Annotated in this window: 21 protein-coding genes; 11 read left to right on the forward strand and 10 right to left on the reverse strand. The window is 68.8% G+C overall.

The features are described from left to right. Positions 1-57 precede the first annotated feature (57 nt). On the forward strand, positions 58-1,482 hold the full coding sequence (locus AB0J02_RS10760) for an MFS transporter (protein ID WP_363193246.1): 1,425 nt from the start codon (positions 58-60) through the stop codon (positions 1,480-1,482). A gap of 195 nt (positions 1,483-1,677) precedes the next feature. Here AB0J02_RS10760 and AB0J02_RS10765 read toward each other — a convergent pair whose 3' ends face one another. The 3 genes from AB0J02_RS10765 to AB0J02_RS10775 are packed head-to-tail and all read right to left on the reverse strand — an operon-like array spanning position 1,678 to position 4,240. Next, positions 1,678-3,171 carry a sodium:solute symporter family protein gene (locus AB0J02_RS10765; RefSeq protein ID WP_363193247.1) on the reverse strand — a complete coding sequence of 498 codons (1,494 nt, stop codon included), beginning with the start codon at positions 3,169-3,171 and terminating at the stop codon, positions 1,678-1,680. Continuing rightward, positions 3,168-3,425 (reverse strand): DUF3311 domain-containing protein, encoded by a 258-nt coding sequence (locus AB0J02_RS10770; protein WP_363193248.1) that lies wholly within the window; start codon positions 3,423-3,425, stop codon positions 3,168-3,170. The genes AB0J02_RS10765 and AB0J02_RS10770 overlap by 4 nt, the downstream gene beginning before the upstream one ends. Positions 3,426-3,436: 11 nt before the next feature. After that, positions 3,437-4,240, reverse strand: a complete 804-nt coding sequence (locus tag AB0J02_RS10775) for a class E sortase (protein ID WP_363193434.1) — start codon at positions 4,238-4,240, stop codon at positions 3,437-3,439. A gap of 229 nt (positions 4,241-4,469) precedes the next feature. On the opposite strand from AB0J02_RS10775, the gene AB0J02_RS10780 reads away from it, so the two are divergent. The 3 genes from AB0J02_RS10780 to AB0J02_RS10790 all read left to right on the forward strand — a co-directional run bounded on the left by AB0J02_RS10780 (position 4,470) and on the right by AB0J02_RS10790 (position 9,159). Next, the gene (locus tag AB0J02_RS10780; RefSeq protein WP_363193249.1) at positions 4,470-4,778 is read left to right on the forward strand and encodes a DUF3592 domain-containing protein; all 309 of its coding nucleotides are present in this window, start codon (positions 4,470-4,472) and stop codon (positions 4,776-4,778) included. A gap of 107 nt (positions 4,779-4,885) precedes the next feature. After that, a complete protein-coding gene (locus AB0J02_RS10785; RefSeq protein ID WP_363193250.1) occupies positions 4,886-5,920 on the forward strand; it encodes an SEC-C domain-containing protein in 1,035 nt (344 codons plus the stop codon). Between the two features lie 98 nt (positions 5,921-6,018). Continuing rightward, entirely contained in the window at positions 6,019-9,159 is a 3,141-nt protein-coding gene (locus tag AB0J02_RS10790; protein ID WP_363193251.1) for a DUF3427 domain-containing protein, read from the forward strand. On the opposite strand, the gene AB0J02_RS10795 is transcribed toward AB0J02_RS10790, so the two are convergent. Next, complete coding sequence (locus AB0J02_RS10795; protein ID WP_363193435.1) at positions 9,146-9,805, reverse strand: ATP-binding protein; 660 nt, start codon at positions 9,803-9,805, stop codon at positions 9,146-9,148. The two genes, AB0J02_RS10790 and AB0J02_RS10795, sit on opposite strands and share 14 nt — an antisense overlap. Before the next feature lie 192 nt (positions 9,806-9,997). Here AB0J02_RS10795 and AB0J02_RS10800 point away from each other — a divergent pair, with 192 nt between their 5' ends. The 5 genes from AB0J02_RS10800 to AB0J02_RS10820 all read left to right on the forward strand — a co-directional run bounded on the left by AB0J02_RS10800 (position 9,998) and on the right by AB0J02_RS10820 (position 14,505). Beyond that, a complete protein-coding gene (locus tag AB0J02_RS10800; RefSeq protein ID WP_363193252.1) occupies positions 9,998-10,843 on the forward strand; it encodes a helix-turn-helix transcriptional regulator in 846 nt (281 codons plus the stop codon). Beyond that, a complete protein-coding gene (locus AB0J02_RS10805) occupies positions 10,843-11,052 on the forward strand; it encodes a DUF397 domain-containing protein (protein WP_363193253.1) in 210 nt (69 codons plus the stop codon). The genes AB0J02_RS10800 and AB0J02_RS10805 overlap by 1 nt, the downstream gene beginning before the upstream one ends. Before the next feature lie 721 nt (positions 11,053-11,773). Next, entirely contained in the window at positions 11,774-12,823 is a 1,050-nt protein-coding gene (locus AB0J02_RS10810; protein ID WP_363193254.1) for a hypothetical protein, read from the forward strand. A 272-nt stretch (positions 12,824-13,095) separates the two neighbouring features. Beyond that, positions 13,096-13,938, forward strand: coding sequence for a hypothetical protein (locus AB0J02_RS10815; protein ID WP_363193255.1), 843 nt, complete (start codon positions 13,096-13,098; stop codon positions 13,936-13,938). A gap of 93 nt (positions 13,939-14,031) precedes the next feature. Then, positions 14,032-14,505 (forward strand): carboxymuconolactone decarboxylase family protein, encoded by a 474-nt coding sequence (locus tag AB0J02_RS10820; RefSeq protein WP_363193256.1) that lies wholly within the window; start codon positions 14,032-14,034, stop codon positions 14,503-14,505. Here AB0J02_RS10820 and AB0J02_RS10825 read toward each other — a convergent pair. Continuing rightward, a complete protein-coding gene (locus AB0J02_RS10825) occupies positions 14,481-15,503 on the reverse strand; it encodes an SDR family NAD(P)-dependent oxidoreductase (protein ID WP_363193257.1) in 1,023 nt (340 codons plus the stop codon). The genes AB0J02_RS10820 and AB0J02_RS10825 overlap by 25 nt on opposite strands. A 269-nt stretch (positions 15,504-15,772) precedes the next feature. On the opposite strand from AB0J02_RS10825, the gene AB0J02_RS10830 reads away from it, so the two are divergent. Next, positions 15,773-16,093 (forward strand): hypothetical protein, encoded by a 321-nt coding sequence (locus AB0J02_RS10830; RefSeq protein ID WP_363193258.1) that lies wholly within the window; start codon positions 15,773-15,775, stop codon positions 16,091-16,093. Positions 16,094-16,120: 27 nt separating this feature from the next. Here the strand turns inward: AB0J02_RS10830 and AB0J02_RS10835 are convergent, their stop codons facing one another. Continuing rightward, positions 16,121-16,498 (reverse strand): VOC family protein, encoded by a 378-nt coding sequence (locus AB0J02_RS10835; RefSeq protein ID WP_363193436.1) that lies wholly within the window; start codon positions 16,496-16,498, stop codon positions 16,121-16,123. A gap of 14 nt (positions 16,499-16,512) precedes the next feature. Continuing rightward, positions 16,513-17,493 (reverse strand): helix-turn-helix domain-containing protein, encoded by a 981-nt coding sequence (locus AB0J02_RS10840; protein ID WP_363193259.1) that lies wholly within the window; start codon positions 17,491-17,493, stop codon positions 16,513-16,515. A gap of 72 nt (positions 17,494-17,565) precedes the next feature. Between AB0J02_RS10840 and AB0J02_RS10845 the strand changes: the two genes are divergently transcribed. Beyond that, complete coding sequence (locus AB0J02_RS10845) at positions 17,566-18,804, forward strand: MFS transporter (protein ID WP_363193260.1); 1,239 nt, start codon at positions 17,566-17,568, stop codon at positions 18,802-18,804. A gap of 16 nt (positions 18,805-18,820) precedes the next feature. Here the strand turns inward: AB0J02_RS10845 and AB0J02_RS10850 are convergent, their stop codons facing one another. The 3 genes from AB0J02_RS10850 to AB0J02_RS10860 all read right to left on the reverse strand — a co-directional run bounded on the left by AB0J02_RS10850 (position 18,821) and on the right by AB0J02_RS10860 (position 22,971). Continuing rightward, positions 18,821-19,456: a hypothetical protein gene (locus tag AB0J02_RS10850; protein ID WP_363193261.1), complete on the reverse strand. Its 636-nt coding sequence runs from the start codon at positions 19,454-19,456 to the stop codon at positions 18,821-18,823. Positions 19,457-19,903: 447 nt separating this feature from the next. Then, the gene (locus tag AB0J02_RS10855; RefSeq protein WP_363193262.1) at positions 19,904-21,370 is read right to left on the reverse strand and encodes an MFS transporter; all 1,467 of its coding nucleotides are present in this window, start codon (positions 21,368-21,370) and stop codon (positions 19,904-19,906) included. Between the two features lie 167 nt (positions 21,371-21,537). Further along, a complete protein-coding gene (locus AB0J02_RS10860; RefSeq protein WP_363193437.1) occupies positions 21,538-22,971 on the reverse strand; it encodes a DUF445 domain-containing protein in 1,434 nt (477 codons plus the stop codon). Positions 22,972-23,476: the final 505 nt, after the last annotated feature.

Below are 23,476 nucleotides of genomic sequence, written 5' to 3' on the forward strand. Positions count from 1 at the left end.
CTACGGTCGGCTCACCCTAGAGTTCATTCACTGAACCCACCCTATGGACGGCCGACCATGTCCCAGCCCGTACGCACGGCAGCCCCCGCCTCCGCGCTCACCGCGCCGATACCACCGACCCCCCGCCCCGGCGCCACCCTCGCCGTCACGAGCGCGGCGACGGCCGTGGCCCTGATGACGTACACCGCGCCGATGATCACGCTCGGCGACACGGCCGCGTCCCTGCACACCGCCCTCTCGTCCCAGGCCTGGCTGCTGAACGGCACCCCGCTCGGCCTCGCCGCCCTGCTCCTCGTCGCGGGCAGCCTCGCCGACGACTACGGCCGCCGCCGCGCCTTCCTCTACGGCACCCTCGCCCTCGGCATCACGACAGTCCTCGGCGCGCTGGCACCCAACACCCTCCTGTTCACGCTGGCCCGGGTCGCGCAGGGCGCCGCGTCCGCCGCGATCCTCGCCGCGAGCCTGGGACTCCTCGTCCACGCGTTCCCGACCCCGGCGGGCCGCATCAGGGCGACCGGCGTCTGGGGCGCGTTCGTCAGCGGCGGCATCGCACTCGGCCCGGTCGCGGCGGGCGCGGTGACCCGGTTCGCCGACTGGCGCTGGGCCTACGCCGTCCTCGGCGCGGCCGCGCTGATCGTCGCCGCCCTCGCCCCGAAGGCCCTGACGGAGTCCCGCTCCCCGCGCGGCGGCCGCCCCGACCTGCCCGGCGCCCTCACCCTAGGCGTCGCGCTCGTCGCCCTCCTGGCCGCGCTCACGCTCGGCCGCGACGGCTGGCTGCGCGCCCCCATCGGCGTACTGCTCCTCGCAACCGCCGTACTGCTCACGGCATTTGTGATCGTGGAGCGCCGCAGCAAAACCCCGATGCTCGACCTGTCCCTGCTGCGCCGCCCCCTCTTCCTGGCCTCGACCGCGGGCGCCCTCTTCACCGGCCTGTCGGTCATCGCGCTCTTCAGCTACGTCCCCACGCTCGTCCAGCACACGATGGGCGTGACCCCGATGGGCACGGCGGGCCTGTTCGTGGTCTGGTCCGGCACCTCGTTCCTCGTCGCCCTCCAGGCCCGGCGCCTGGCCGGCAAGGTCTCCCCGCGCCACCAACTGGCCCTCGGCTTCGTCCTGCACGCGCTGGCCGTCGCCACGATGCTGGGCGCGGCGGGCTCCGGCCACTGGACGCGACTGCTGCCCGGCCTGCTGATCTCCGGCATCGGCAGCGGCCTCCTCAACGCGGCGCTGCCCCTCCTCGCCGTCGAATCAGCGCCGGCCGGGCGCGCGGCGATGGGCTCGGGCGCCAACAACACGGCCCGCTACATCGGTTCGGCCGCGGGCGTCGCCCTCATGATCGCGGTGTCCACGTCGACGGGTACGTCCCGCCACGCCCTGGACCAGGGCACGAACACGGCACTGATCGTGTCGGGGGTCCTGGCCCTCGCGGCGGCGGCCGTGCTCCTCGTACTCCGTGACCGGGTCGCGCGTCCGCGGGGTTGAGGTGGTGCCGCCGGGTGCGGGCCCGGTGGGGCCGGCCGGCAGCGCCCCCGCGGCGGACTCGCACATGTCACGGCCCCGCGCCCCTGGAGCACGCAGTGCGCAGCTCAGGGGCGCGGGGAACCGCGCGAGAAGCCCCACCGGCCCGCGGACGCAAAACGACACCGACCGGGCGGACGCAACAGCGCACCCCGCCAACTACCCCGCCGCACCGACCGGATCCCGCGCCAGCACCTCGTCGTCGCTCCGCGCATCCCGGTCAGCGGGACACACGTACGTCACCACAAGCGTCACGGCCAGATTGCAGGCGAGGGCAACGATCCCGGCGTTCACCCCGAACACCGGATCCCGCTCGCTGAACACCAGCCCGCACACCACCCCCACCCCGACCGCGAGCCCGCTCAGCGCCCCCACCAGACTCAACCGCCGCCACAACAACCCCACCAGCAGCATCGGCACCAGCTGCGCCATCCCCTCGTAGGAGATGAGGGAGAGCCGCACGAGCGTGTTCGGCGCCGCGTACGTGAGCACGAGCGCGACCGCCCCGGCGACGACGACCACCACCTGCGAGCCGGCCTTCTGCGCCTGCGACGAATTCCGCCAGCGCGGCACGAGGGACATCACGCTGCTCCCCCACATCGTCCCGATGACCAGCATGAACACGGCCATCGGCACGATCGACGACAGCGCCGCCGCGACCCCGATCATCCCCACCGCCCAGGCCGGCAGCGAGTCGACGACGAGCTTGAGGAGCGCGAGGTTCGACTCGGCCCCCGTCAGCCCCGGCACGACGAACAGCGCGGCCATGCCCAGCAGCATCGGGACGAACAGCAGGATGTTGTAGGCGGGCAGCCACATCGCGTTGCGCCGCAGCCCGTCGGCGCTGCGGGCACCGAGGTATCCGGCGACGGTGGTCGGGAAGATGACGACGGTGAGAGCGTTCAGGAAGGTGGTCGTCGCGAACCACCCTGTCCCGTACGGGCTTCCGCCACTGCCCGGCAGCGTCAGCCACGCGCTCTTCTCGTCGACGAGCCGCCCGAGGAAGTCCCCGTACCCGTCGAAGTAGTGCAACGGCACGTAGATCGCGAGGAAGGCGAGCGTGACGATGACGAGCAGGTCCTTCAGGACGGACACCCAGGCGCTGCCGCGCAGCCCGCTCACCACGACGAAGACGGTGGTGACGGCGAAGCCGATGAAGTAGGCCCAGTTGAGGCTGATCGCGCCGTACGAGATCGTCGACACGACCACGCCCATGCCCGTGATCTGCAACTGGATGTACGGGAGCAGGAAGACGGTGACGAGGATCGCGACGGCCGCGCCCAGCCACGGCTTCCCGTACCGGTGGGCCACCATGTCGGTGATGCTGACGAGCGAGTGCTTGCGCGCGTACGCCCAGAGCATCGGCCCGACGACGTAGCCGACGGCGTATCCGCACGACATGTAGGCGACGACGTAGAGGACGGGGGCACCGAAGTTGTACCCCCACCCGGCGGCGCCGAGATAGCTGAAGCTGGTGTACCCCTCCCCCGCCATCAGCACCCAGATGAACACCGCCCCGAGCGAACGCCCGCCCACCGACCACTCGGCGAGCCCGCCCCCCTTCCCCTTGCCGCGCACGGCGAGCAGCCCGAGGGCGAGGGTGACGACCATGAAGGCACCGAACAAGGTGCTGGCAACAGCCCCGTCGCTCATGACCGGCCCCGCCCCTCACGCATCCGCATCCTCTGGTCCCCGCGCCAGGTCAGCCATACGGCGACGGGCGTGAGCAGCGTCGCGGCCAGCAGCCACGCGAACAGGAACGGCAGCCCGAGCACGACAGGCTCGACGCGGTTCACGAACGGGAGCGCGCCGATGTAGAGCACGAAGGGCACGAGGAGCCAGAGCAGATGGGGCCGTCGTCGGACCCCGGAGCGCGGTCGGGCCCCGGAGGGCGGTCGCTTGATCACGGGCGCCGAGCCTATCGGGGCGTCATCCGGCTGAGCTTGCCCCACACCACCAGCCGGTACCTGGACGTGAATTCGGGGGTGCAGGTGGTGAGGGTGATGTAGTACCCGGGCTCGCTGTACCCGGCGGACGGCACGACCCGGCTGCGCGGCACGGACCGGATCACGCCCCCGTCCCCGGCGGAGGTCTGCGCGAGCGTCTTGTCGACGACGTACGTGTACGTGGCGCTGCTGGTCCGCACGGTGAGGGTGTCGCCGCGCCTCAGCCGGTTGATGTACCGGAAGGGCTCGCCGTGGGTGTTGCGATGCCCGGCGAGCGCGAAGTTCCCGGCGCGGCCGGGCTGGGCGGTGCCCGGATAGTGGCCGACATAGCCGTGGTTGAGGACGTTCGGCTTGCTGATGCCCTGCGCGACGGGGGCCCGCAGCCCGAGCCGCGGAATGGCGAGGACGGCGTAGGCCTGGTCCCAGCGGGGTGCGGCCTGCCGCTTTCCGGTACCCGTGCTTCCGGAGGCGGCTGGGGACGAGCCGGGCGAGGTGCCGTTGCTGCCCTCGGTGACGGCCGGGTCGTCCGTGCCCGCGGGGCCTCCGGCATCCGGGGACCCGGATGCCGGGCCCTGCCCCTGCCCCTGCCCCTGCCCCCACTCCCGCTCCAACGCCCGCACCTTGCGTCCGGCGTCGGCCTTGGCCTGACGGTTGGTCCACCACAGCTGGTGCACGACGAGCAGGAGCAGCACGATCCCGAGCGTGACGGTGACCTCGGCGCCGCTCCAGAGCAGGCGGCGCAAGGGCGGCCCCTTGCGTCGCCGCCGCTGGGTCACGACGCGGGGTCCGCTGTTGCCGTACGCACGCTGCAGCACGCGCGCAAGATAGATCACGGGGCTTCAACTGGCCAGGGCGGCAGCGCAATTGATGCGCGGCTGCGCATACGGTGACGCCCATGAGTGCTGCCTGGCTGCTGGCCCTGATCCCGTTCGTCACCGGACTGGCCGTGCCGGCGGCGCACGCCGTCCAGCTGGTCACGGAGATCTGCGCCGCGCCACCGGCACCGTGATCGAGGCGACGGTCACCGGCCACGTCGCCTCGCGCGAGGCGACGTACGCGGCGCTGCGTCCGAGCGTCCCCTGGACCGCCGCCGACGGCCCCGCGCGCGCCCTTCCGGAGGGCGCGCGGGTCCGCGTCCGCTTCGACCCGGCCCACCCGGGACCGACCGCGCTCGACACCGACGCCCGCCACCGGAAGGCCGTCACGGGCGTGGTCGTGGGCATGACCCCGTGGGCCGGCACGCTGGTCGTGGCGGTCTGGCGGCTCGCGTACGTCCTGAACCACGTCACGGGGTACGTGAGCTGGCGCTACTGACGCCGGGGGCGGCGCGCCGCCGGTGAGCGGCCACGGAGGCGATCCGGGATCGGCGCTGCCCGACAGGGGCGGTCCCCCGCAGGCCGTCCGGCAGTACCGTGTCCTGCATGCGCCCCGACACGCCTGCCACGCCCGCCGAGAACGAGCACGCCGACCACGTAGCGGAAGCCGAGCGCCTGGAACGCACGGCGGCCATGTACCCCGAGGACGCCGAAGCGCTGCTCCTCCAAGCCGCGGCCCACCTCGAACTGGCCGACGCCCGCGAGCGCGCCACGGCCCACTACGACGCCCTGCTGGCCGCGACGGACGTCCACGATCCCGCCCTGATCCGCGCGCTCAAGGCGGCGAACCTCTGGGAGTACGGTCACGAAGCCGAGGCCCAGGCGATCATCGCGGGCCTGCGCACGGCGGCCCCGCGCGACCCGGCGCCGTGGGTGATCATCGCCGAGTCCCTCGAAGCGCACGACGAGCTGGAACCGGCGCACGAGACGTTCACCGAGGCCCTCGAACTCCTGATCCCGGAGGCGGAGCGCGACTCGGGCGAGCCGGCGTACGCCAAGCACCCCCTGATCCTGGGCCGCCACCGCGTCCGCCGCCTCCTCGGCGCGGACCACGACGCGTGGGACGCCCTGGCCGACCGCGTCAACCGCACCTCGGTCTCCCTCGACGAACTCCACGACCCGAAACGCCTCTGGGCCCTCGGCTCGAACAACCCCGCAGAACTCCGCGCCGAAATCGACCGCCTCCACGCGGAACTCGGCTCCTACAGGGAAGCCCTGTCCCGCCCCTTCCCGGTGGCGGTCCTCCACTGGCCGTCGGACGAGTACACGGAACTCCTCTCCGCCTATCCGTCCCTCTCCGCCGAATACCCCTCGTACGAGGCCCACTTGGCGTCGATAGAGGTATCACTGCGCGAGCTGGCGGCCTCCGGCACGGGCAACCTGGGCATCGTCACGGGCACGGTCCCGTCCTACGAGGCGTTCGCGGCGTCCGAGGCTTCATCGCCGGCCGAGGCGTCGCTGCTGCCGCAGTACGCGACGACGCTGGCTGCGCGGGGACGGGCGGTGGCTTGGCCGCCGGAGGCGGGGGCGGGGTGTTGGTGCGGGTCGGGGTCTACGTATGACGCCTGCCACGGCCGGTAAGACGCCTGCATACTGCGTCACTCGGATTTAGCGATCTTCCGGAATATGTCAGTGACAACTGTTATCTGTTGAGGAGGCAGCGCAGAGGGGACGAGTACATGACGAGCGTGTCGAACTCCGGCAGACCGGTGGCGGGGCTCTACGAGCAGTTGATCACCTTGCGTCTCGAGGGCCGTTTGAAGGAGCTCGACGAGACGGGTTGGCGCGCCATCGACTACCCGGTGGGACCCGAGTCGACGCCACATGTTCTTGCCCGTCACGTTTCGGAGACCGTACGGCAGGTGCTTCTGCACCTTCCTGAGGAAGATCGCGTCCACGCGGCCAACCACATACTGGAGTCGATGAGCACGCTCGACGGAGCTCGCGAATGGGTAGACCTCGTCGCTCAGGGACCACGCCAGTTGATGGCAGTCGCCAAGGAGGAAGCGCAGGGCGTCTACGCAGTTCGCCCCGTCACTCCGCTCTCCGAAGCCGCCCTGCTCACCAACTCGCCTGAAGATGCCAACCTCGGCTTCGAGTTGCGTGCCGAGATCGCTACCGCGGATCGCATCGATCTCCTCTGCGCGTTCGTGAAGTGGCATGGCATCCGCGTTCTCGAGGACTCCCTCAGGGCTGCCCGCGAACGCAGGGTTCCGATCCGTGTCATCACGACGACGTATATCGGCGCGACGGAGCGCGCAGCACTGGATCGACTGGTCAATGATTTCGGAGCCGAGGTCAAGGTCAACTATGAGCTTCGCTCCACGCGTCTTCATGCCAAGGCTTGGCTCTTCCGCAGGAACAGTAAGTACGACACAGCATACGTAGGCAGTTCCAACCTCTCTAAGGCCGCGCTCCTCGACGGCTTGGAGTGGAACGTCCGTATGTCATCTGTCGCGACCCCTGATGTTCTGCGGAAATTTGAGGCCACCTTCGACTCTTACTGGAGCGACCCCTCCTTCGAAACGTACCGGCCGGACGAGGACGGGGCACGCTTGGCAAGCGCGCTGGCACAGGCCGGTGGGCGCATGCCCGGGGGCAACAACCCCATCACGCTCACCGGATTCGACATCACCCCTCACCCGTTCCAGAAAGACATGCTCGAGCGGTTGGAAGTCGAGCGTGCGATGCGAGGACGCCACCGCAATCTGCTGGTCGCCGCGACCGGCACGGGCAAGACGGTAATGGCAGCCTTCGACTACAAGCAGTTGAGGCGCAAGGCTGGACGCGATCTTCGACTCCTCTTTGTCGCACACCGCAAGGAGATTCTGGATCAGTCCCTGGCTCGGTACCAGCACATCTTGAACGATGCGAACTTCGGCGAACTGCTCTACAGCGGGGAAATCCCTGAAGATTGGAACCATGTCTTCGCCAGCGTGCAGTCGCTCAACTCCCGGACGTTGGAGCGACTCTCGCCGGACCACTTCGACGTCATCGTCATCGATGAGTTCCATCACGGCACTTCTCCCACCTATCGGAAGATCATCGATCACTTCACCCCAGACGAGCTCCTTGGTCTCACGGCAACCCCGGAGCGCATGGATGGCAAGAACATTCAGGACGAGTTCTTCGACGGCCATATCGCGGCAGAACTGCGGCTCTGGGAGGCAATGGAGAATGAGCTCCTCAGCCCCTTCCATTACTTCGGTATCAGCGACAACACCGACTTGAGTGCGGTGGAGTGGAAGCGCGGATCCTACGTGCAGCAAGAGCTCAGCAACGTCCTCACTGGGAATGACGTACGCGCGCGGCTCATCCTGAAGGCTGTCCAGGAGAAGATCGCCGACCCAGGTTCGATGCGCGCGCTCGGGTTCTGCGTGTCGGTTTCCCACGCGCACTTCATGGCTCGTTGCTTCCGTGCAGCCGGGCTCAACGCCGTTGCGCTGTCGGGTGAGAGTCACCGGGACGAGCGGCAGCAAGCCTTGACCGACCTTCGGACGGGCAAGCTGCAAGTGATCTTCTCGGTGGACTTGTTCAACGAAGGGCTCGACATCCCCGATGTTGACACCCTGCTTCTCCTCCGTCCTACCGCGAGCGCCACGGTGTTCCTCCAGCAGCTCGGCCGCGGCCTGCGGCGCACGGAGGACAAGGCGGTACTGACCGTTCTCGACTTCATCGGCCAACATCGCAAAGAGTTCCGCTTCGAGAATCAGTTCCGAGCCCTGACGAACCTCACGCGCAAGCGCCTGCTGGACAACCTTGACCATGGTTTCCCGCTGTTGCCGTCGGGCTGTCAGATCATCTTGGAGCCCAAGGCTAAGCGGACCATCATCCAGAACATCAAGGATCAACTCAACGTCAACGCGGCTGCGCTGGCCCGCGAGGTCTCCGCGTACTCCGAGTCCCGCCTCTCCACGTACCTCACGGAAAGCGGTCGCGAGATTAAGGAAATCTACCGCGGCGGTAACGGCAACTCGTGGACAACCCTGTTGCGCCGAGCGCGACTGATCGATAACGCCGAGCCAGAGGGTGAGTTGCCTCTCCTGAAGCGCATGGCTTCGTTCCTCCATGTCGACGATCGTGAGCGCATCGAGGCGTACCAGCAGCTGATCTCAGATGATGCTCTTTCGTACGCATCCCTGAGCCCTCGCGATCAGCGGTATGCCCGCATGTTGTTCTTCAACTTTTGGGACAACGCCGGGGGCTACGCGTCCTACCAGGAAGGTCTGGATGCGCTCCGTGGGCACAAGGCTGTGCGCGACGAGCTGCACCAAGTCCTTGACCACTGCTTGGCCCACGCCGAGCACTTCCCGATTCCGCTGGAGGGCCCGCACCATGCGCTCCCTCTGAAGATCCACAGCTCGTACAACCGCTCCGAGATTCTCGCAGCTCTTGGGGTAGCCCGAATCGGTGGTCAGATGCCCAGGTCGTTCGCGCAAGGAGTTGTCGACGCTAAGGATTTCAACACAGACGCGCTCCTCATCACCCTAGAAAAGGATGACAAGGACTTCTCGCCGACGACCCAGTACAAGGACTACGCGATGAGCCCGACGCGCTTCCATTGGGAGTCACAGAACGCTACGGCTGAAGACTCGACCACCGGTCGCCGTTACCGAGAGCACGTCAAACTCGGCAGTCACGTCATGCTGTTCGTACGTCGCTACAAGAACACCGACATCGGCGGCTCCGAACCATGGATGCTGTTGGGTCCTGCTCGCTTCAAAAAGCACACCGGCTCCAAGCCGATGGCCATTGAGTGGGATTTGGAGCACGAAGTCCCTGCGGACGTGTGGACATACTCGGCGATCACAGCAGGTTAGGGTGTCCAGCCATCATTCCCTCAGCCTCATTCTCATAGCGTGTCTGAGCGCGATCCAGGGCCGCATCCGGGTCGCATCCGTGGTGCCGTAGCCAGTGGAGAAGGTCAGCAATGATGTCAATCGCGGCCTTCTCCGCTACGGCCACGCTCACACGCCACGCCTGGCCCTCCACCGTGGAGGCCTTTGCCGCCCCGTAGAGGCCGAGCATGGCTTCCGCACGCGTGACACGCACCCCACCACTGTGACCACCCGCCGACGTCAGTGCGGTAGCCAGCTCGCACCATGTGACCTTCCGGTCCGCACGAAGCTGGACGCCCCAGCGATCCGCGACAGCATCGACCAGCGCCACCCCTCGGCCGGCCTCCGCTTCGGCGGTTGCTGCAATGAGTGTGGGCAGCGCGCGGGAGTCGGGGTCTTGGATCTCGATACGGACGTACGTGCCGCTCATGGAGACGACGAGCGTGGTGGGGGTTCCTCGTCCGACATGCGTGATGACGTTAGCGACCAGTTCGCTTACGCAGAGTTCGGCCGCGTCGGCGATCTCTCGCACGCCCCAGAGCCCCAGGTGCAGTCTCATGAGACGACGAAGGCCTGCCACTTCCTCCGGTTCGGCTAGAAAGTCCAAGCTCCAGGGCTTCCGCGTCATGCACATCTCTTGCAGCACTTCCGTCTCCCCGCCTCGCATGTAGCTGGAATCAGCTCGGTCACTCTGCGTGCCAGAATGACTGCGGCATGTCCCGTGATGCAACGTGCACGGCGAGATTCCCACGTACGGGTGATTGGCCTTTCCTGCCTCTTCCTATGGGATGGAACATCCAATACTGACAAGGGAGTTGAGATGGCTGGATCACCCACGGCTCGCCGTCGCCGTCTGGCAATCGAGCTCAAGAAGCTTCGCGAAGAGAACGGCTTCACCTGTAGCCAGGTGGGCAAGGAGCTCGACTGGAGCAGCTCCAAGGTCAACCGGATGGAGACGGGGCAAGGGCGCGTACAGCCGTCAGACGTAGACGCACTCTGTCGCTTCTACGCGACCCCCGACGAGTTGCGTGAGCTCCTCAAGTCCCTTGCAAAGGACTCCAAGACGAAGGGCTGGTGGCACGCACATGGCGACGCCGTGCCGTCGTGGTTCTCCGTGTACGTGGGCCTTGAGCAGGCTGCAAGCAACCTGCGTTGCTACCAGGGTGAGTTCATTCCAGGGCTTCTGCAAACGCCTTCGTACGCAACCGAGTTGAGCCGCGCTTGGGTAGACCACACGGCCGAAGATATTCAGCGCATGGTCGACGTACGGATGCGACGCCAGGAGTTGCTGAGCGGCGAGGATGCTCCTGACCTGTGGGCTGTCGTGCACCAGAGTGCGCTCATGCACGTTGTCGGAAACCGGGAGGTTATGGCCGGTCAGCTCGAACGTATGCTGGACATTGCGAAGTTGAGGAACGTGACGATTCAAGTCCTGCCCTTCGATGCGGGCACCTACCCGACCACCGGCCCGTTCACCCTCCTCGGCTTCCCTGAGCAGGAAGATCCTGACGTGGCTTACCGGGAGGGACTCACCGACTCCGTCTACCTTGAGCACCCGACCGACGTAGGTCTGTACACAAAAGCCTTCGACCACCTCAGGGCGCTATCCCTGAGTCCGCAACGGTCAGCCTTGCTGATCAAGAGAGTCCTGGAGGAACACGCCTGATGACGCTGCCTATAACCACTCGGTGGCGCAAGAGCAGCTACAGCAATGGGATGGGGGGCGAGTGCGTCGAGGTTGCCCTGTCGACGCAGCAAATCGCCGTCCGGGACTCAAAGCTGAGGCAGGGATCATCGCTGTCGACGTCCCCGCCCGCCTGGGAGGACTTCCTGAAGGCCATACAGGTTGGTGAACAATTCGGCACACCAAAATGACCGGACCGACGGCGAGGTGAGACGGAATCGATTCCGTCTAACCGACTCGTTGTTGGGGATCGCGGAGGATACGTCCAGCCCGGTCAAGAAACCGGGAACGCAGTTCCGTGGCTTCGCGATCAGCGCGTATCCAATCCGCCCACCTCTCCTGCCGCGCTGCCTCGAGGTGATGCGCCTCTTGCTCGGCTCGCTTCAGCGCAGTCCCAGCGTCGGCGGTCCGTGTACGAAGTTCCAGGGCTAGACCTACGAGTTCACTTGGCCCCCAGAGCGCGAGCTCGCTAGTGAGCAACCGCATGGAATGGACACGATCCCTGAGCTCATCGCGCTCAACATCCGGAAATTGCTGACCATTTCGTATCGCAGTGCCCGCACGTTGTAACGCGTCATCCGCGGCCGAGTGCGCCTCAAGTAGTCTCACACACACCTGCTGACGCTGCTCCTTCACCCAGCGGATGTGCTCCACGCTGGCCTGCTGCTCCACCTGCTTGAGCGCCGCCTCAACTGCTTTCTCCCCTCCGACACGTGCACCCCGGACTCCACCGAACACACCCCCTGCGAGGGCCCCGACCGTACCGAGAACTCCTGCGACAACCGCCGCCAATCCCTGATCCATTCAGCCATCATCCTCGACCTTGGGTGGCTACTCTCGCCACCTTTCAAAGTTCCTACGCATAGGGGCTGTTCAGGCATGCATGTCGGCACCGCCGACTAGCCTGCGAGCATGACCACGACGGCACTGACCTTCCAGCCTGGCGACATACGCACCCGCGCCCAGATCCACAAAGAGTTAGGCGGTGGTGGTCCAGGAGGCATCTGTCCTTCGAAAGAGATGAAGACCGTCCTCCTCTTCTCAGACCTCAAGGCGGGAGCAAAGTACGGCTATCGCGATGGCTGGCTCCGTGAAAACGACCGCCTTGGTCCCATCTTCGAGTACACCGGCATGGGCGCACGAGGCGACCAGAAGTTCATAGGAACGTTCAACAAGTCTGTGCTTCACCACGCCGAAGACGGGCGGACCCTCCACCTGTTCATCGTGCACGGCAAGGTCCCCGGGAGCCAGACCAAGACCCATCGCTACATCGGCGCCTTTGAGGTGGCCAAGGATCCTGCGTATACGTTGCGGCGTGCGCTGGACGAGGACAAAGAAGAACGGTATGTCATCGTCTTCCGGCTTCGACCGTTAGGCCCGTACCACCGGTCGCCAGACGATGCGGTTCCCCTGCCTGCGGTGACGAGAGTCCGTCGTGTGTTCGGCAGGCGCAGACGCCCTGAGGAGCCCCGGCTACCTAGAGAAGCGCGAGCACGCTTGGCAGCAGCGACTGAAGCCGTGGCACGTATGAACGATGGCTTGGTCACGGAGTTTGAGCACGAACTCGCGAACAGAAAGCACCAGTTCGGGGCACTTGAGATCGAAGCTCGCGGTAGGGAGGGGACGATGGAGGCCGTGTTGTATGACGACACCGAGCACACTCTCTATGAGCCCGCTGCGAGCACGACACATCGCGAGATCCTTGATGCCCTCATGAAACTGGCGGACATCAGTCGCTACTTGAACTCGACCCACAATGGGGTCCCGCTGCGCTGCATGGTTCTCGCCCCCGAGGCGCCCAGCGACGACATACGCGATCTGCTTTCGCATCAGGGAGTGGGGCTCCTCTACCGCAGCGGGATTGGCACCTTCACCGAGCTTCCAGCAGACGGCCAGGCCTCCCCTCCCACGGCGACGCCTACCGGGTTCCCTTGCCAGAACTGCCCTGTCCTACCGAGCTGACCCTTCGGGCACAAGCCGGTATGTGGCGGGATAACCGGCGCCCCAATTTTGTCGCATTGCCAAACATCGGCGGTGGTTGGGCTTAAAACTGGCTGTGGGCCGTCGAGTTGGAGCGTTGGCCTGAGTTTGCTCGTAGCACCTCACCTGTGCCACTCTCCGTCACAGCGCGATCACCGACCGCGCATAGAACTTCACACAGGTGACCCCCGCGAGGCGCCAACCTCCGGGGGCCCGGCATCAGGAGACAAGAACTCCCCATGCACATTCATCGTATGCCTCGCCATGAGCGGGGCTTCACCGTCATTGACAACAAGGCCATCCGCGACCCGCGGTTGTCGCATACTGCGCGCGGCATCCTCGTCTACGTCCTGTCGTTGCCCAGCGGCGCGCCGGTCAACGTCCGCACCCTGAGCGATGGGTTCCCGCAAGGGCGGCTCGCCGTGTCCAAGGCTGTCAAGGAGCTGCGGGAGCTGGGGTATTGGGTCACTCGGACCGAGCGGGAGCCCGCCACTCGACGGATCGTGTCGAGCGTCGATGTGTATGAGGTGCCGCGGTTGGCCACCTCGACGTCGTCGGCGGCGTCGCCAACTCCGGCTGCCACGAAGCCGGTTCCCGGGCGGGTGGGAACCGGGGAAGCGGGCACGTTTTCCCCACGCGGGAAGACCAACCCCTATGACTACGGGGAGAAGAACCCTCCCTACCCTCCCGCCAAGCCCGCCGCCGCCGAGCCCGCCTCCGCCGAGGCCGGTTGGCCCGAGGATCCGCACGCCGACGAAGGCGCCCGGATCCTGCGGCGGCTCGCCGTCGTCGATCCGCGACTGCGGCTCTCCGAGCGCGGAGTGCGGGAGCTTGTGCCGGATGTGGTCGTCTGGCTGGAGCGCGGGGCCTCCGTCGCCGATGTCATCGATGCCGTCAGCGCCGGGCTGCCCGCCAACGTGTACTCGGCGGCTCGGCTCATCGCGGATCGGCTCACGCGGAAGCGGCCCGAGCGGAAGCGGGCCTGGCGGCGGGTCTACGAGTGTCCGGAGTGCCGTGATCCGTTGCCCTGGGGGCAGGAGGCGGGCGGTTGCCGGTCGCGCGAGTGCAATCAGGAATCAGCACTTCAGCCTGCGTGAGCCAGGTCACACGCGCACTCCCGTCACACATTTCCGGGCTGCTCCGTCATAGGGGTGTAAGCAACGAGATGACGACGGTTCAGGGAGAACACCATGGATGCTCGACTCAACATCTTCGGCAACGCGCTCGCGGGCAAGTTCATGAAGCACATCAACTCCGCCGGGAAGGTCGTCTCCGACGCGGGTGTGCCGCACGCCACGCAGGAGCTGGTGAAGATCCGGGCCAGCCAGATCAACGGGTGCGGGTTCTGCACCGACATGCACACCAAGGACGCCGCCCACGCCGGTGAGACCGCCCAGCGCCTGAACCTGATCGCCGCCTGGCGCGAGGCCAAGGTCTTCACCGACGCCGAGCGCGCCGCCCTGGAGCTGGCCGAGCAGGGGACGCGGATCGCCGACGCGGCCGGCGGGGTCAGTGACGAGGCCTGGGCGAACGCCGCGAAGCACTACGACGAGGACCAGCTCGTCGCGCTGGTGGCGCTGATCGCCGTCATCAACGCGTACAACCGGCTCAACGTCATCGTCCAGCAGCCCGCCGGCGACTACCAGCCCGGCATGTTCGGCTGAACCAGCTCCTGGCTCGCCTCCCAGAGGCGGGCCGCCGTCTCCGGGTCCGTCATGTGCGGCTTGGGCCGCTCCAGACACGGAGCGCCGCGCAGTCCGAAGCGGCGCGGGCCCCACAGCTGGCCGCCCTCGACCTCCGGGTCCAGGGCGGCCCGGACGATCGGCCAGGCTCCCTGTTCCTTGCCCTGGACCAGGGCCGCCGCGGGGAGCGCGCGCAGGCGGGCGGACGGAGTCGTCGCGGGGATCGTGGGCCGGGGCGGGGTGAGGGCGTCGAGCGCGCCGCCGGGGTGGGCCAGCACGCTGAGTACCGGACTGCCGTCGGCGCGCAGGCAGCGGTCGAGTTCGAAGCCGAACAGCATCTGGGCCAGCTTCGAGCGGCCGTACGTGCGCTTCGCGCGATAGTCCCGGGTCGACTGGAGGTCGGCCAGGTCGAGGCGTTCCGAGCGGGCCGCGAAGCTGCCGACCGTCACGACCCGGGCCGCCGGGGCGAGTGTGAGCAGGGGCATCAGCCACTGGGTGAGCGCGAAGTGCCCCAAGTGGTTCGTCGCGAGCATCAGTTCGTGCCCGGCGCCCGTCTCGCGGCGCGGCGGCTCGTCCAGTGCCACGCCCGCGTTCAGGATCACCGCGTCGAGGTGGCCCAGGGCGGCGAGGGCGTTCGCCGTGCTCCGCAGGGACGGGAGGTCGGCCAGGTCCAGCGGGAGATGGCACAGCCGCGCCCCGGGGGCCCGGGTCCGGATCGACGCCATCGCCGTCTCCGCCTTGCGCGCGTCCCGGCAGCCGAGTATCACCAGGGCACCCGTCGTGGCCAACTGCTCCGCGACGAAGTAGCCGATGCCCGCGTTGCCGCCTGTGACCAGGAAGGACTTGGCCGGTGCGGGCGGCAGGGCGTCGACCTGCCAGCCGTCGACGCTCCGGTGTACGCCGCTACGGTCTGTGCCGCTCCGGTGTACACCGCTCCGGTCTGCGCTTCCGTGGTGCGAGGGCTGCGGGTTCGCGGGCATGGGTGGGCTCCTTCTTCGGTCTTCTCACTGCGCGGGCCGGGCCGGGGTGAGCCGTCTGCCGCCCGCCTGTTGAGCATCACCCCGCCTACCGACATATCGCCGACAGATCTAAGGCTGTCGCCGATACGGTGCCGACAGGCGAGGGCGCGGCGGCCGTCACCGACGGCCGGGCGCGAGCCCATCCCCGTCGAAACCCCCACATCCGGCCCCCGCACACGACGGCGTAGCCTCACGAAAGCTCCAGCAGCTCCTACGACCAGGAGGTCTCCATGTCCCGTACCGCCCGCTCCCTCCCCGCGGCCCCCATCGCCGCCGCCGGTCTCGTCGGTGGGTACGCCACCGCGCGTTTCACCAAGAAGCGGCAGCTGGGCGGGGTCGTGCTCGCCGCCGCCGGGGCGGCCGCGGCGACGCGGTGGAAGCGGACCGCGGGCGGGAAGGTGGCCGGGGCGCTGACCGGGGCGTACGTCGTGGCGTTCGCCGGGTCGCACCCGCTGGCCAAGAAGGTCGGGGCGTGGCCGGCCGTGTTCGGGGTGGCCGGGGCCGTAGCGGCAGCCTCGTACGTACTGGTCGACCGCAAGGCCGCCGCCTAGCCCCGCGCCGCACCGCGACGGCCCCGCTCAGGCTCCGCCGGCAGCGGAGCTGTGGCCCAGCACGTTCACCACTTTCCCCTGCGGGTCCTGTACGAAGAAGCGGCGCACGCCCCACTCCTCGTCCCGCAGGTCGCGGACGATCTCGGCGCCCGCCGACAGCATGGCCGCGTAGGCCGCGTCGACGTCCCGCACCTCCACGCTCATGTCGGGCACGACGAGCGCCGGTCCGCCCTGCTCGATGAAGTTGATCTGGGCCGTGGGCTGGGTGGGGGACGCCAGCGTCATCACCCAGCCGAGGTCCATGACCTCCTCGAAGCCGAGCGTGCCGTAGAAGGCACGGTTCGCCGCCAGGGACTCCTCCCCGTCCACTGCGACATTCGGTACGACCCTGCGGGCTTCGTTCATCTCAGTCATGCGGTTCATCGTCCCCGGAACGTCGCCCGGTACGCCCCCGGCGACACACCCAGCGCCGTCTGGAAGTGCTGGCGCAGCGAGGTGCCCGTACCGAAGCCGGTCTCCGTCGCCACGCGGTCCACGGTGTGGTCGGTGCGCTCCAGCAATTCCCTGGCCCGGTCGACGCGTTGGCGGGCCAGCCAGGTCATGGGCGTCAGGCCCGTCTCCTCGCGGAAGCGGCGGTTGTACGTGCGGACGGACATCGCGTCCCGCGCCGCCAGGTCGGCGAGGGTCAGCGGCTCGGCCAGGCGTTGCAGGGCCCAGGCCCGTGAAGCCGATGTCGACGTCAGTCCGGTCTCCTCCACGGGGCGCCGGATGTACTGGGCCTGGCCGCCCTCCCGGTGCGGCGGGACCACGGTGCGGCGCGCCACCTCGGCCGCGACCGCCGCGCCGTGGTCCGCGCGGATCATGTGCAGGCACAGGTCGATGCCGGCCGCCTCGCCCGCCGAGGTCAGCACCGCGCCCTCGTCCACGTAGAGGACATCCGCGTCGACCGTGACCCGCGGGAACGTACGGGCGAACCGTTCCGACGACATCCAGTGCGTCGTCGCCCTGCGCCCGTCCAGCAGGCCCGCCGACGCCAGCACGAACGAACCCGTGCAGATCGACGCCACGCGCCCGCGCACCGAGCCGAGGGCCTCCGCCGACTCGCCGTCCAGCGTGCCCGGCCGGAGCTGTTCGTCCGTCTCGTGCGAGGCCGGGACCAGGACCGTGTGCGCCCGCTCCACCGCCTCCAGGCCGTGCTCCGCGTAGATCGGGAAGTCGGCGTCGGTGCGGATCCTGCCGGGGCGCGGGGCGCAGGTGCGGACGTCGTAGAGGCGTGCGCCCGTCGACGGGTCGCGGGCTGTGCCGAACAGCTGGTGGACCAGGCCCAGTTCCATGGGCAGGACACCGTCCCTGACCAGGACCGCGACCGAGGTCTGCGCGTGCCTGTGTCCGTCACTCATGGCCAGATTCTTTCACGTCGTGGCCATCTGGCCAGTCGTCCGGCCCCGGTCCCCCGCCGCATGGTCGTATCCATGGACACGAACAGGAAGTGGATCGTCGCCGCGGGGGCCGCGCTGGCCATCGTCGTCGCCGGCGCGTTCAGCACGCTGGCGGGGCTGCTCGTCGGGCCGCTGCACGAGGAGCTGGGGTGGTCGCGGTCGGCTGTCGGGCTCGGGTCGCTCGTGAACATGGTGGTGTACGGGGCGACCGCGCCGTTCGCGGCCGCGCTGATGGACCGGGTCGGCATGCGGAAGGTCGCCGTCGGCGCGCTCGGGCTCGTCGGGGGTGGGGCGCTGCTCGCCACGACCATGACCGCGCCCTGGCAATTCGTCCTGTACTGGGGGGTGTTGGTGGGGCTCGGGACGGGGGCCACGGCGACGACGTTCGCGGCGACCGTGACCGAGCGGTGGTTCGTGGCGCGGCGCGGGCTCGTCGCCGGGCTGCTCACGGCGGCCAGTGTGGTGGGGCAGTTCGTCTTCCTGCCGCTGCTGTCGTGGGTGATCGACGCGTGGGGGTGGCGGGCCGCCGCCTACGGTCTCGCGTTCGCCGCCGCCGGTGCGCTGCCCCTCGTGTACGCGGCTGTACGCGATCCGGACGCCGCGCCCCTCCACGTACGCGCCGACAAAGCCATCAAGCCCGACAAGGCCGTAAGGACCGCACAGACCGTCAACTTCCTTCGCAGCGGCCCCTTTTGGCTGCTCGCGGGAACGTTCGCCGTCTGCGGCGCCTCCACCAACGGCGTCATGTGGACGCACTTCGCGCCCGCCGCGCACGACCACGGCATGCCCACGACCGTCGCCGCGTCGCTGCTCTCCCTCATCGGGATCTTCAACGTCGCGGGGACCGTCTCATCCGGCTGGGCGACCGACCGTTTCGACCCGCGGCGGCTGCTCGCCGCGTACTACGCGCTGCGCGGCCTGAGCCTGCTCGCGTTGCCGCCGCTGCTGAGCGCGACCGTCGACCCGCCGCTCGTCGCGTTCACCCTCGTCTTCGGCCTGCTCGACGTCGCCACGGTGCCGCCGACGATCGCCCTGTGCCGCGCGCACTACGGCACCGGCGCCCCGGTCGTCTTCGGCTGGGTCAGCGCCGCGCACCAGGTCGGCGCCGGCTCGGTGGCGTACGTGGGCGGCGTCGTGCGGGACCTCTTCGGGTCGTACGACCTGGTGTGGGTCGGGGCGGGAGTGCTGTGCGCCGTGGCCGCGCTGCTCGCGCTCGTCATCGAACGCGGGCAGCGCCGGCCGTGCTCCTCCGGGGCCCTGTCGACCGCGTAGGGGGCGTACTCCGCGGCTATGCGATGCGCGTCAGAACGGTCGCCGCGTTGTTGCCGGTGCTCGACTCCTGGCTGCTCGTGGTGACGGAGTTCGCGAGACGCACGGTGCCGCCGCCGTGGGAGGGAGCCTTGCCGACGATCTCCAGCCGGATCGTCTTGCCCGGGGCGAGGTCGCCGACGTTCAGGGCGATACGGCCGTCGCCGGTCAGGGTCTCGGTGGCGTGGCCCTGGCTGATGCGGTGGGCGACGTACTTGATGCCGTTGGGCATGGTGGTGCTGGACCGCACGTTCTTGGCGGTCGCCCTGCCGCCGTTGGTGATCTCGACGACCCAGCGCTGCTCCTGGTCGTGGTCCAGGTGGGACGGGCCGGAGGCGTTGACGCGGACGTCGGCGAGCTGCCGCTTCTGGGAGGTGCCGCCGCCCCAGGCCTTGCCGTGGTCCTTGTTGTAGTTCTTGGTCCAGTTGTCGGCGTAGCCACCGCCGTAGTTCTTGACCCAGGCGTCGCCGTAGTTGCCGCCGGTGTCCGCGGAGGCCGCCTCGGCGGCGGTGAGGGAGACGCCGACGGCGCCGGCCATGGCCAGCAGGGCGACGGCGCCGCGGCGCCGGAGGGAACGGTTGCGGGTACGGGCGGCGGGGGCGGAGCGGTGACCCATGAGATCGGCCTTTCGTCTGAGGAGATCCGAGGAGATCCGGAGAGACCCGCAGGGAGGTCTCGGGAGCTGTGGTGGTCGCTCCGTTCTCGGTGCGACCACCAACAACCCTGCCGAGCCCGCGGCACGGCCGAAGCGAGCGGAGGTCCCGGGGCGGGGGTCTTTCGGCCCTGGCCCCGCCCCGCGTCTCCGCTCCGTCCGGACAGCCCCGCCCCGGCCCGCCCGTGACCCTCCTCACTCCGCGGCCGGAAGAACCGTCAGGACCTTCGACTCACCGGCCGATTACGCCAGTTGCGACATTTTGCGCTTGATTTACCCGGATGATCGGCGCAATCCATAGGGGACGTAACGAAGCCCCGGCGGTCGTGTCACAGCGACCCGGACGACGACGCCCGATGCCCGACGATCACCGACCGACAGAGGGGGAGACGCAGACACAGACGCCACTGACTACACCTGCGACAGCGGCCGCGCGATGTCCTCCAGTGACCGCTGTTCCGCGCGCACCGCGAACGCCGCCGCCACCAGACCCCCCACGCACATCAGCGCGGCGCCCACCTCGAAGGCGAGCACCGTGTCGGCGACCTTGCCGCTCTTGGTGAGGTCGGCGAAGAGCAGCGGTCCGCTGATGCCGCCGGCCGCCGTTCCGACCGCGTAGAAGAAGGCGATCGCCATCGCGCGCGTCTCCATCGGGAAGATCTCCGAGACGGTCAGGTACGCGCTGGACGCGCCCGCCGACGCGAAGAAGAGCACCACCGACCAGCAGAGTGTCAGCGTCGTCGCGGTCAGCGACCCTTGGTCGAAGAGCCAGGCCGTGCCGAAGAGCAGCAGCCCGGAGAGCAGGTACGTCGACGAGATCATGATCCGGCGGCCGACCGTGTCGAAGAGCTTGCCGAGCAGCAGCGGGCCCATGAAGTTACCGGCGGCGATGACCACGAAGTAGTAGCCGGTCGAGCCCGTCGGCACGCCGTAGAACGTGGTGAGGATCACGCCGAAGCCGAACGTGACCGCGTTGTAGAGGAACGCCTGTCCGATGAAGAGGGCGAGGCCGAGTGTGGTGCGGCGCGGGTAGTCGCGGAAGACCGTACGGGCGATCTCGCCGAAGCCGATGCTCTTGCGCTGCCGGATGGTGATCTCACCCGCGGGTGGCGGGAGTTCACCGCCGCCGTGCTGCGCGCGCACCTTGTCCTCGACCTCGGCGACCAGCGATTCGGCCTCCTCTCCCCTGCCGTGGATGAACAGCCAGCGGGGGCTCTCCGGGACGTTGCGGCGTACGAGGAGGATCACCAGGCCGAGGACGACACCGAGGGCGAAGGTGAGCCGCCAGCCGATGTTCTTCGCGAACAGGTCCGTGTCGAGCGCGACGATCGACAGCAGGGAGCCGCCGATCGCGCCGAGCCAGAAGCTGCCGTTGATGATCAGGTCGACGCGGCCGCGGAAGCGGGAGGGGATCAACTCGTCGATGGCCGAGTTGATGGCCGCGTACTCGCCGCCGATGCCGAAGCCCGTGAAGAACCGGAAGACGAAGAACCACCAGGGGGAGAACGAGATCGCGGTGAGGGCCGTCGCCGCGAGATAGACGGCCAGGGTCAGCAGGAAGAGTTTCTTGCGGCCGAAGCGGTCGGTGAGCCAGCCGAAGAAGAGCGCCCCGGCGCAGGCACCGGCCACGTACAGCGCGGCGGCGATGCCCGTGACCTGCGCGGACGAGATCGGCAGACCGCTGCCGGGCTCGGACAGGCGGCCCGCGATGTTGCCGACGACCGTGACTTCGAGGCCGTCCAGGATCCAGACGGTGCCCAGTCCGATGACCACCGTCCAGTGCCAGCGGGACCAGGGCAGGCGGTCGAGGCGGGCGGGGACGGCGGTGCTGATGGTGCCGGTGCGGGGTGTGCGGCGGTCCTGGTGGTCCAGGGACATGTGCACCCTCCTCGTCGAGGGAACGGACCCCGTACAAGTGCCCCGCAAGGCGCGCGGGGAACTGCGTGAACGGCCGCGACGCACCGGCAGTCGGGCGCGGGCACCGGCCCGGCGGACGCGAGGCCGCGTTCGCCGAGCCACGCCGCGTCCGCCCCGCCGGCCGGGCGTTACGCCCCGAAGCCCCGCGACACCGCGTAGATCAGCAGCCCCGCCAACGACCCGACCACCGTGCCGTTGATCCGGATGAACTGCAGGTCGCGGCCGATGTGCGCCTCGATCTTGCGGGACGTGTGCTCGGCGTCCCAGCCGGCGACGGTGTCCGTGATCAGGGACGTGATCTCGGCGCGGTACGTCGTCACGACGTACACCGCCGCGCCCTCCACCCAGCCGTCGACCTTGGCCTGCAGCCTGGCGTCGGTCGCCATCCGCTGCCCGAGCGAGAGCAGGGAGGCCCGGACCCGCAGCCGCAGTTCGCTGCGCTCGTCCTCGGCGGCGGCCACGATCATCGAGCGGACCGCGGACCAGGTGGAGGCGATCAGGTCCTGCACCTCGGAGCGGCCGATGACCTCGGACTTCAGGCGTTCCACGCGGGCCCGGGTGTCGGTGTCGGACTGGAGGTCGCCCGCGAAGTCCTTCAGGAAGCGGTCGACGGCGCCGCGGGCCGGGTGCTCCGGCATGTCCCGCATCTCGGTGACGAAGCGCAGCAGTTCCTTGTAGACGCGCTCGCCGACCCGCTTGTCGACGAAGCGGGGGGTCCAGCCGGGGGCGCCACCCTGCACCGCGTCCATCACGGAGTCGGAGTGCAGGACCAGCCAGTCGTGGGCCCGCGTGCACACCAGGTCCACGACCCGCTTGTGGCCGCCGTCGGCGACGACCTTCTCCAGCATCTTTCCGATGCCGGGCGCGATCTCGGCGCTGTCGGCGCGGCGCGTGATGGCCTCGCCGACGACCGCCTGGACGTCGGAGTCGCGCAGCACGGTCAGCGCGCCGCGCAGTGCGGTCGCCAGCTCGGCCGTCACCCGGTCCGCGTGCTCGGGTTCGGCGAGCCAGGCGCCGAGCCGTGACCCGATGCCGACGGCGCGCAGCCGGTCCCGCACGACGTCCCCGGACAGGAAGTTCTCGCCGACGAACTCGCCGAGCGAGACGCCCAGCTGGTCCTTCTTCGTCGGGATGATCGCGGTGTGCGGGATGGGCAGGCCGAGGGGGCGGCGGAAGAGGGCCGTGACCGCGAACCAGTCGGCGAGCGCGCCGACCATGCCGGCCTCGGCGGCCGCCGCGACATAACCGGCCCAGGCGCCCGCGCCCGAGTGCCCGGCCCATGTCGCCAGTACGTAGATGACCGCGACCAGGAGCAGGAGGCCGGTCGCGGTCACCTTCATGCGGCGCACCCCGCGCTGCTTCTCCTCGTCGGCGGGGCTGAACTCGCCGGTGAAGCGGCGCCCGGTGCGGGATGGACCGGGGGTCGGGCGGGCATACTCCCCGGTGTCCGCTTCACCCCTTTTGGCCCGCGCGGCCCCGACTCCATCCTCCGCCCCGGATACGCCCGCCGCCCCGGATACACCTACCGTTCCGGGCACATCCGCCGTCCCGGGTACACCGATCGTCCCAGACGCACCCGCTGTCCCCGATGCGCCCGCCGTCCCAGGCGCACCCGCCGTCCCCGATGCGCCCGCCGTCCCAGACGCACCCGCCGTCCCCGATGCGCCCGCCGTCCCAGGCGCACCCGCCGTTTCAGATGTACCCGTTGTTTCAGACGTACCCGCTGTTTCAGGCGCACCCGCCGTTTCAGGCGCACCCGCCGTTTCAGACGTACCCGTTGTTTCAGACATACCCGCCGCTTCAGACCCGCCCTCGCCCGCCGCCGAGGACCCGTCCGTCTCTTCCGTCACATGCCCGCTCGAATCCGCCGCCCAGGACCTGCCCGATCCCGCGCCCGCGGACTCGTCCCGCTCACCCGTTCCGTTCCCTACGCCACCGGCCATCCGGCCCGCTCCGTCCCGGTCATCGCCCGCTCCGCGTCCCTACGTCGCCGTACGTCCGCCATCTGTCATTCCCCTCACACATTGTCCCTTCCTGCCCTACTCCCGGAACGAACCACAAGTTCCC

It is taken from the genome of Streptomyces sp. NPDC050264, from assembly GCF_040655895.1.
GTDB lineage: Bacteria > Actinomycetota > Actinomycetes > Streptomycetales > Streptomycetaceae > Streptomyces.

Coding starts and splice junctions, on each gene's coding strand:
- AB0J02_RS10760 (WP_363193246.1), top strand. CDS start 58: ATGTCCCAGCCCGTACGCACGGCAGCCCCCGCCTCCGCGCTCACCGCG.
- AB0J02_RS10765 (WP_363193247.1), bottom strand. CDS start 3,171: ATGAGCGACGGGGCTGTTGCCAGCACCTTGTTCGGTGCCTTCATGGTC.
- AB0J02_RS10785 (WP_363193250.1), top strand. CDS start 4,886: ATGCGCCCCGACACGCCTGCCACGCCCGCCGAGAACGAGCACGCCGAC.
- AB0J02_RS10790 (WP_363193251.1), top strand. CDS start 6,019: ATGACGAGCGTGTCGAACTCCGGCAGACCGGTGGCGGGGCTCTACGAG.
- AB0J02_RS10795 (WP_363193435.1), bottom strand. CDS start 9,805: ATGACGCGGAAGCCCTGGAGCTTGGACTTTCTAGCCGAACCGGAGGAA.
- AB0J02_RS10800 (WP_363193252.1), top strand. CDS start 9,998: ATGGCTGGATCACCCACGGCTCGCCGTCGCCGTCTGGCAATCGAGCTC.
- AB0J02_RS10805 (WP_363193253.1), top strand. CDS start 10,843: ATGACGCTGCCTATAACCACTCGGTGGCGCAAGAGCAGCTACAGCAAT.
- AB0J02_RS10810 (WP_363193254.1), top strand. CDS start 11,774: ATGACCACGACGGCACTGACCTTCCAGCCTGGCGACATACGCACCCGC.
- AB0J02_RS10815 (WP_363193255.1), top strand. CDS start 13,096: ATGCCTCGCCATGAGCGGGGCTTCACCGTCATTGACAACAAGGCCATC.
- AB0J02_RS10820 (WP_363193256.1), top strand. CDS start 14,032: ATGGATGCTCGACTCAACATCTTCGGCAACGCGCTCGCGGGCAAGTTC.
- AB0J02_RS10825 (WP_363193257.1), bottom strand. CDS start 15,503: ATGCCCGCGAACCCGCAGCCCTCGCACCACGGAAGCGCAGACCGGAGC.
- AB0J02_RS10830 (WP_363193258.1), top strand. CDS start 15,773: ATGTCCCGTACCGCCCGCTCCCTCCCCGCGGCCCCCATCGCCGCCGCC.
- AB0J02_RS10835 (WP_363193436.1), bottom strand. CDS start 16,498: ATGAACGAAGCCCGCAGGGTCGTACCGAATGTCGCAGTGGACGGGGAG.
- AB0J02_RS10840 (WP_363193259.1), bottom strand. CDS start 17,493: ATGAGTGACGGACACAGGCACGCGCAGACCTCGGTCGCGGTCCTGGTC.
- AB0J02_RS10845 (WP_363193260.1), top strand. CDS start 17,566: ATGGACACGAACAGGAAGTGGATCGTCGCCGCGGGGGCCGCGCTGGCC.
- AB0J02_RS10850 (WP_363193261.1), bottom strand. CDS start 19,456: ATGGGTCACCGCTCCGCCCCCGCCGCCCGTACCCGCAACCGTTCCCTC.
- AB0J02_RS10855 (WP_363193262.1), bottom strand. CDS start 21,370: ATGTCCCTGGACCACCAGGACCGCCGCACACCCCGCACCGGCACCATC.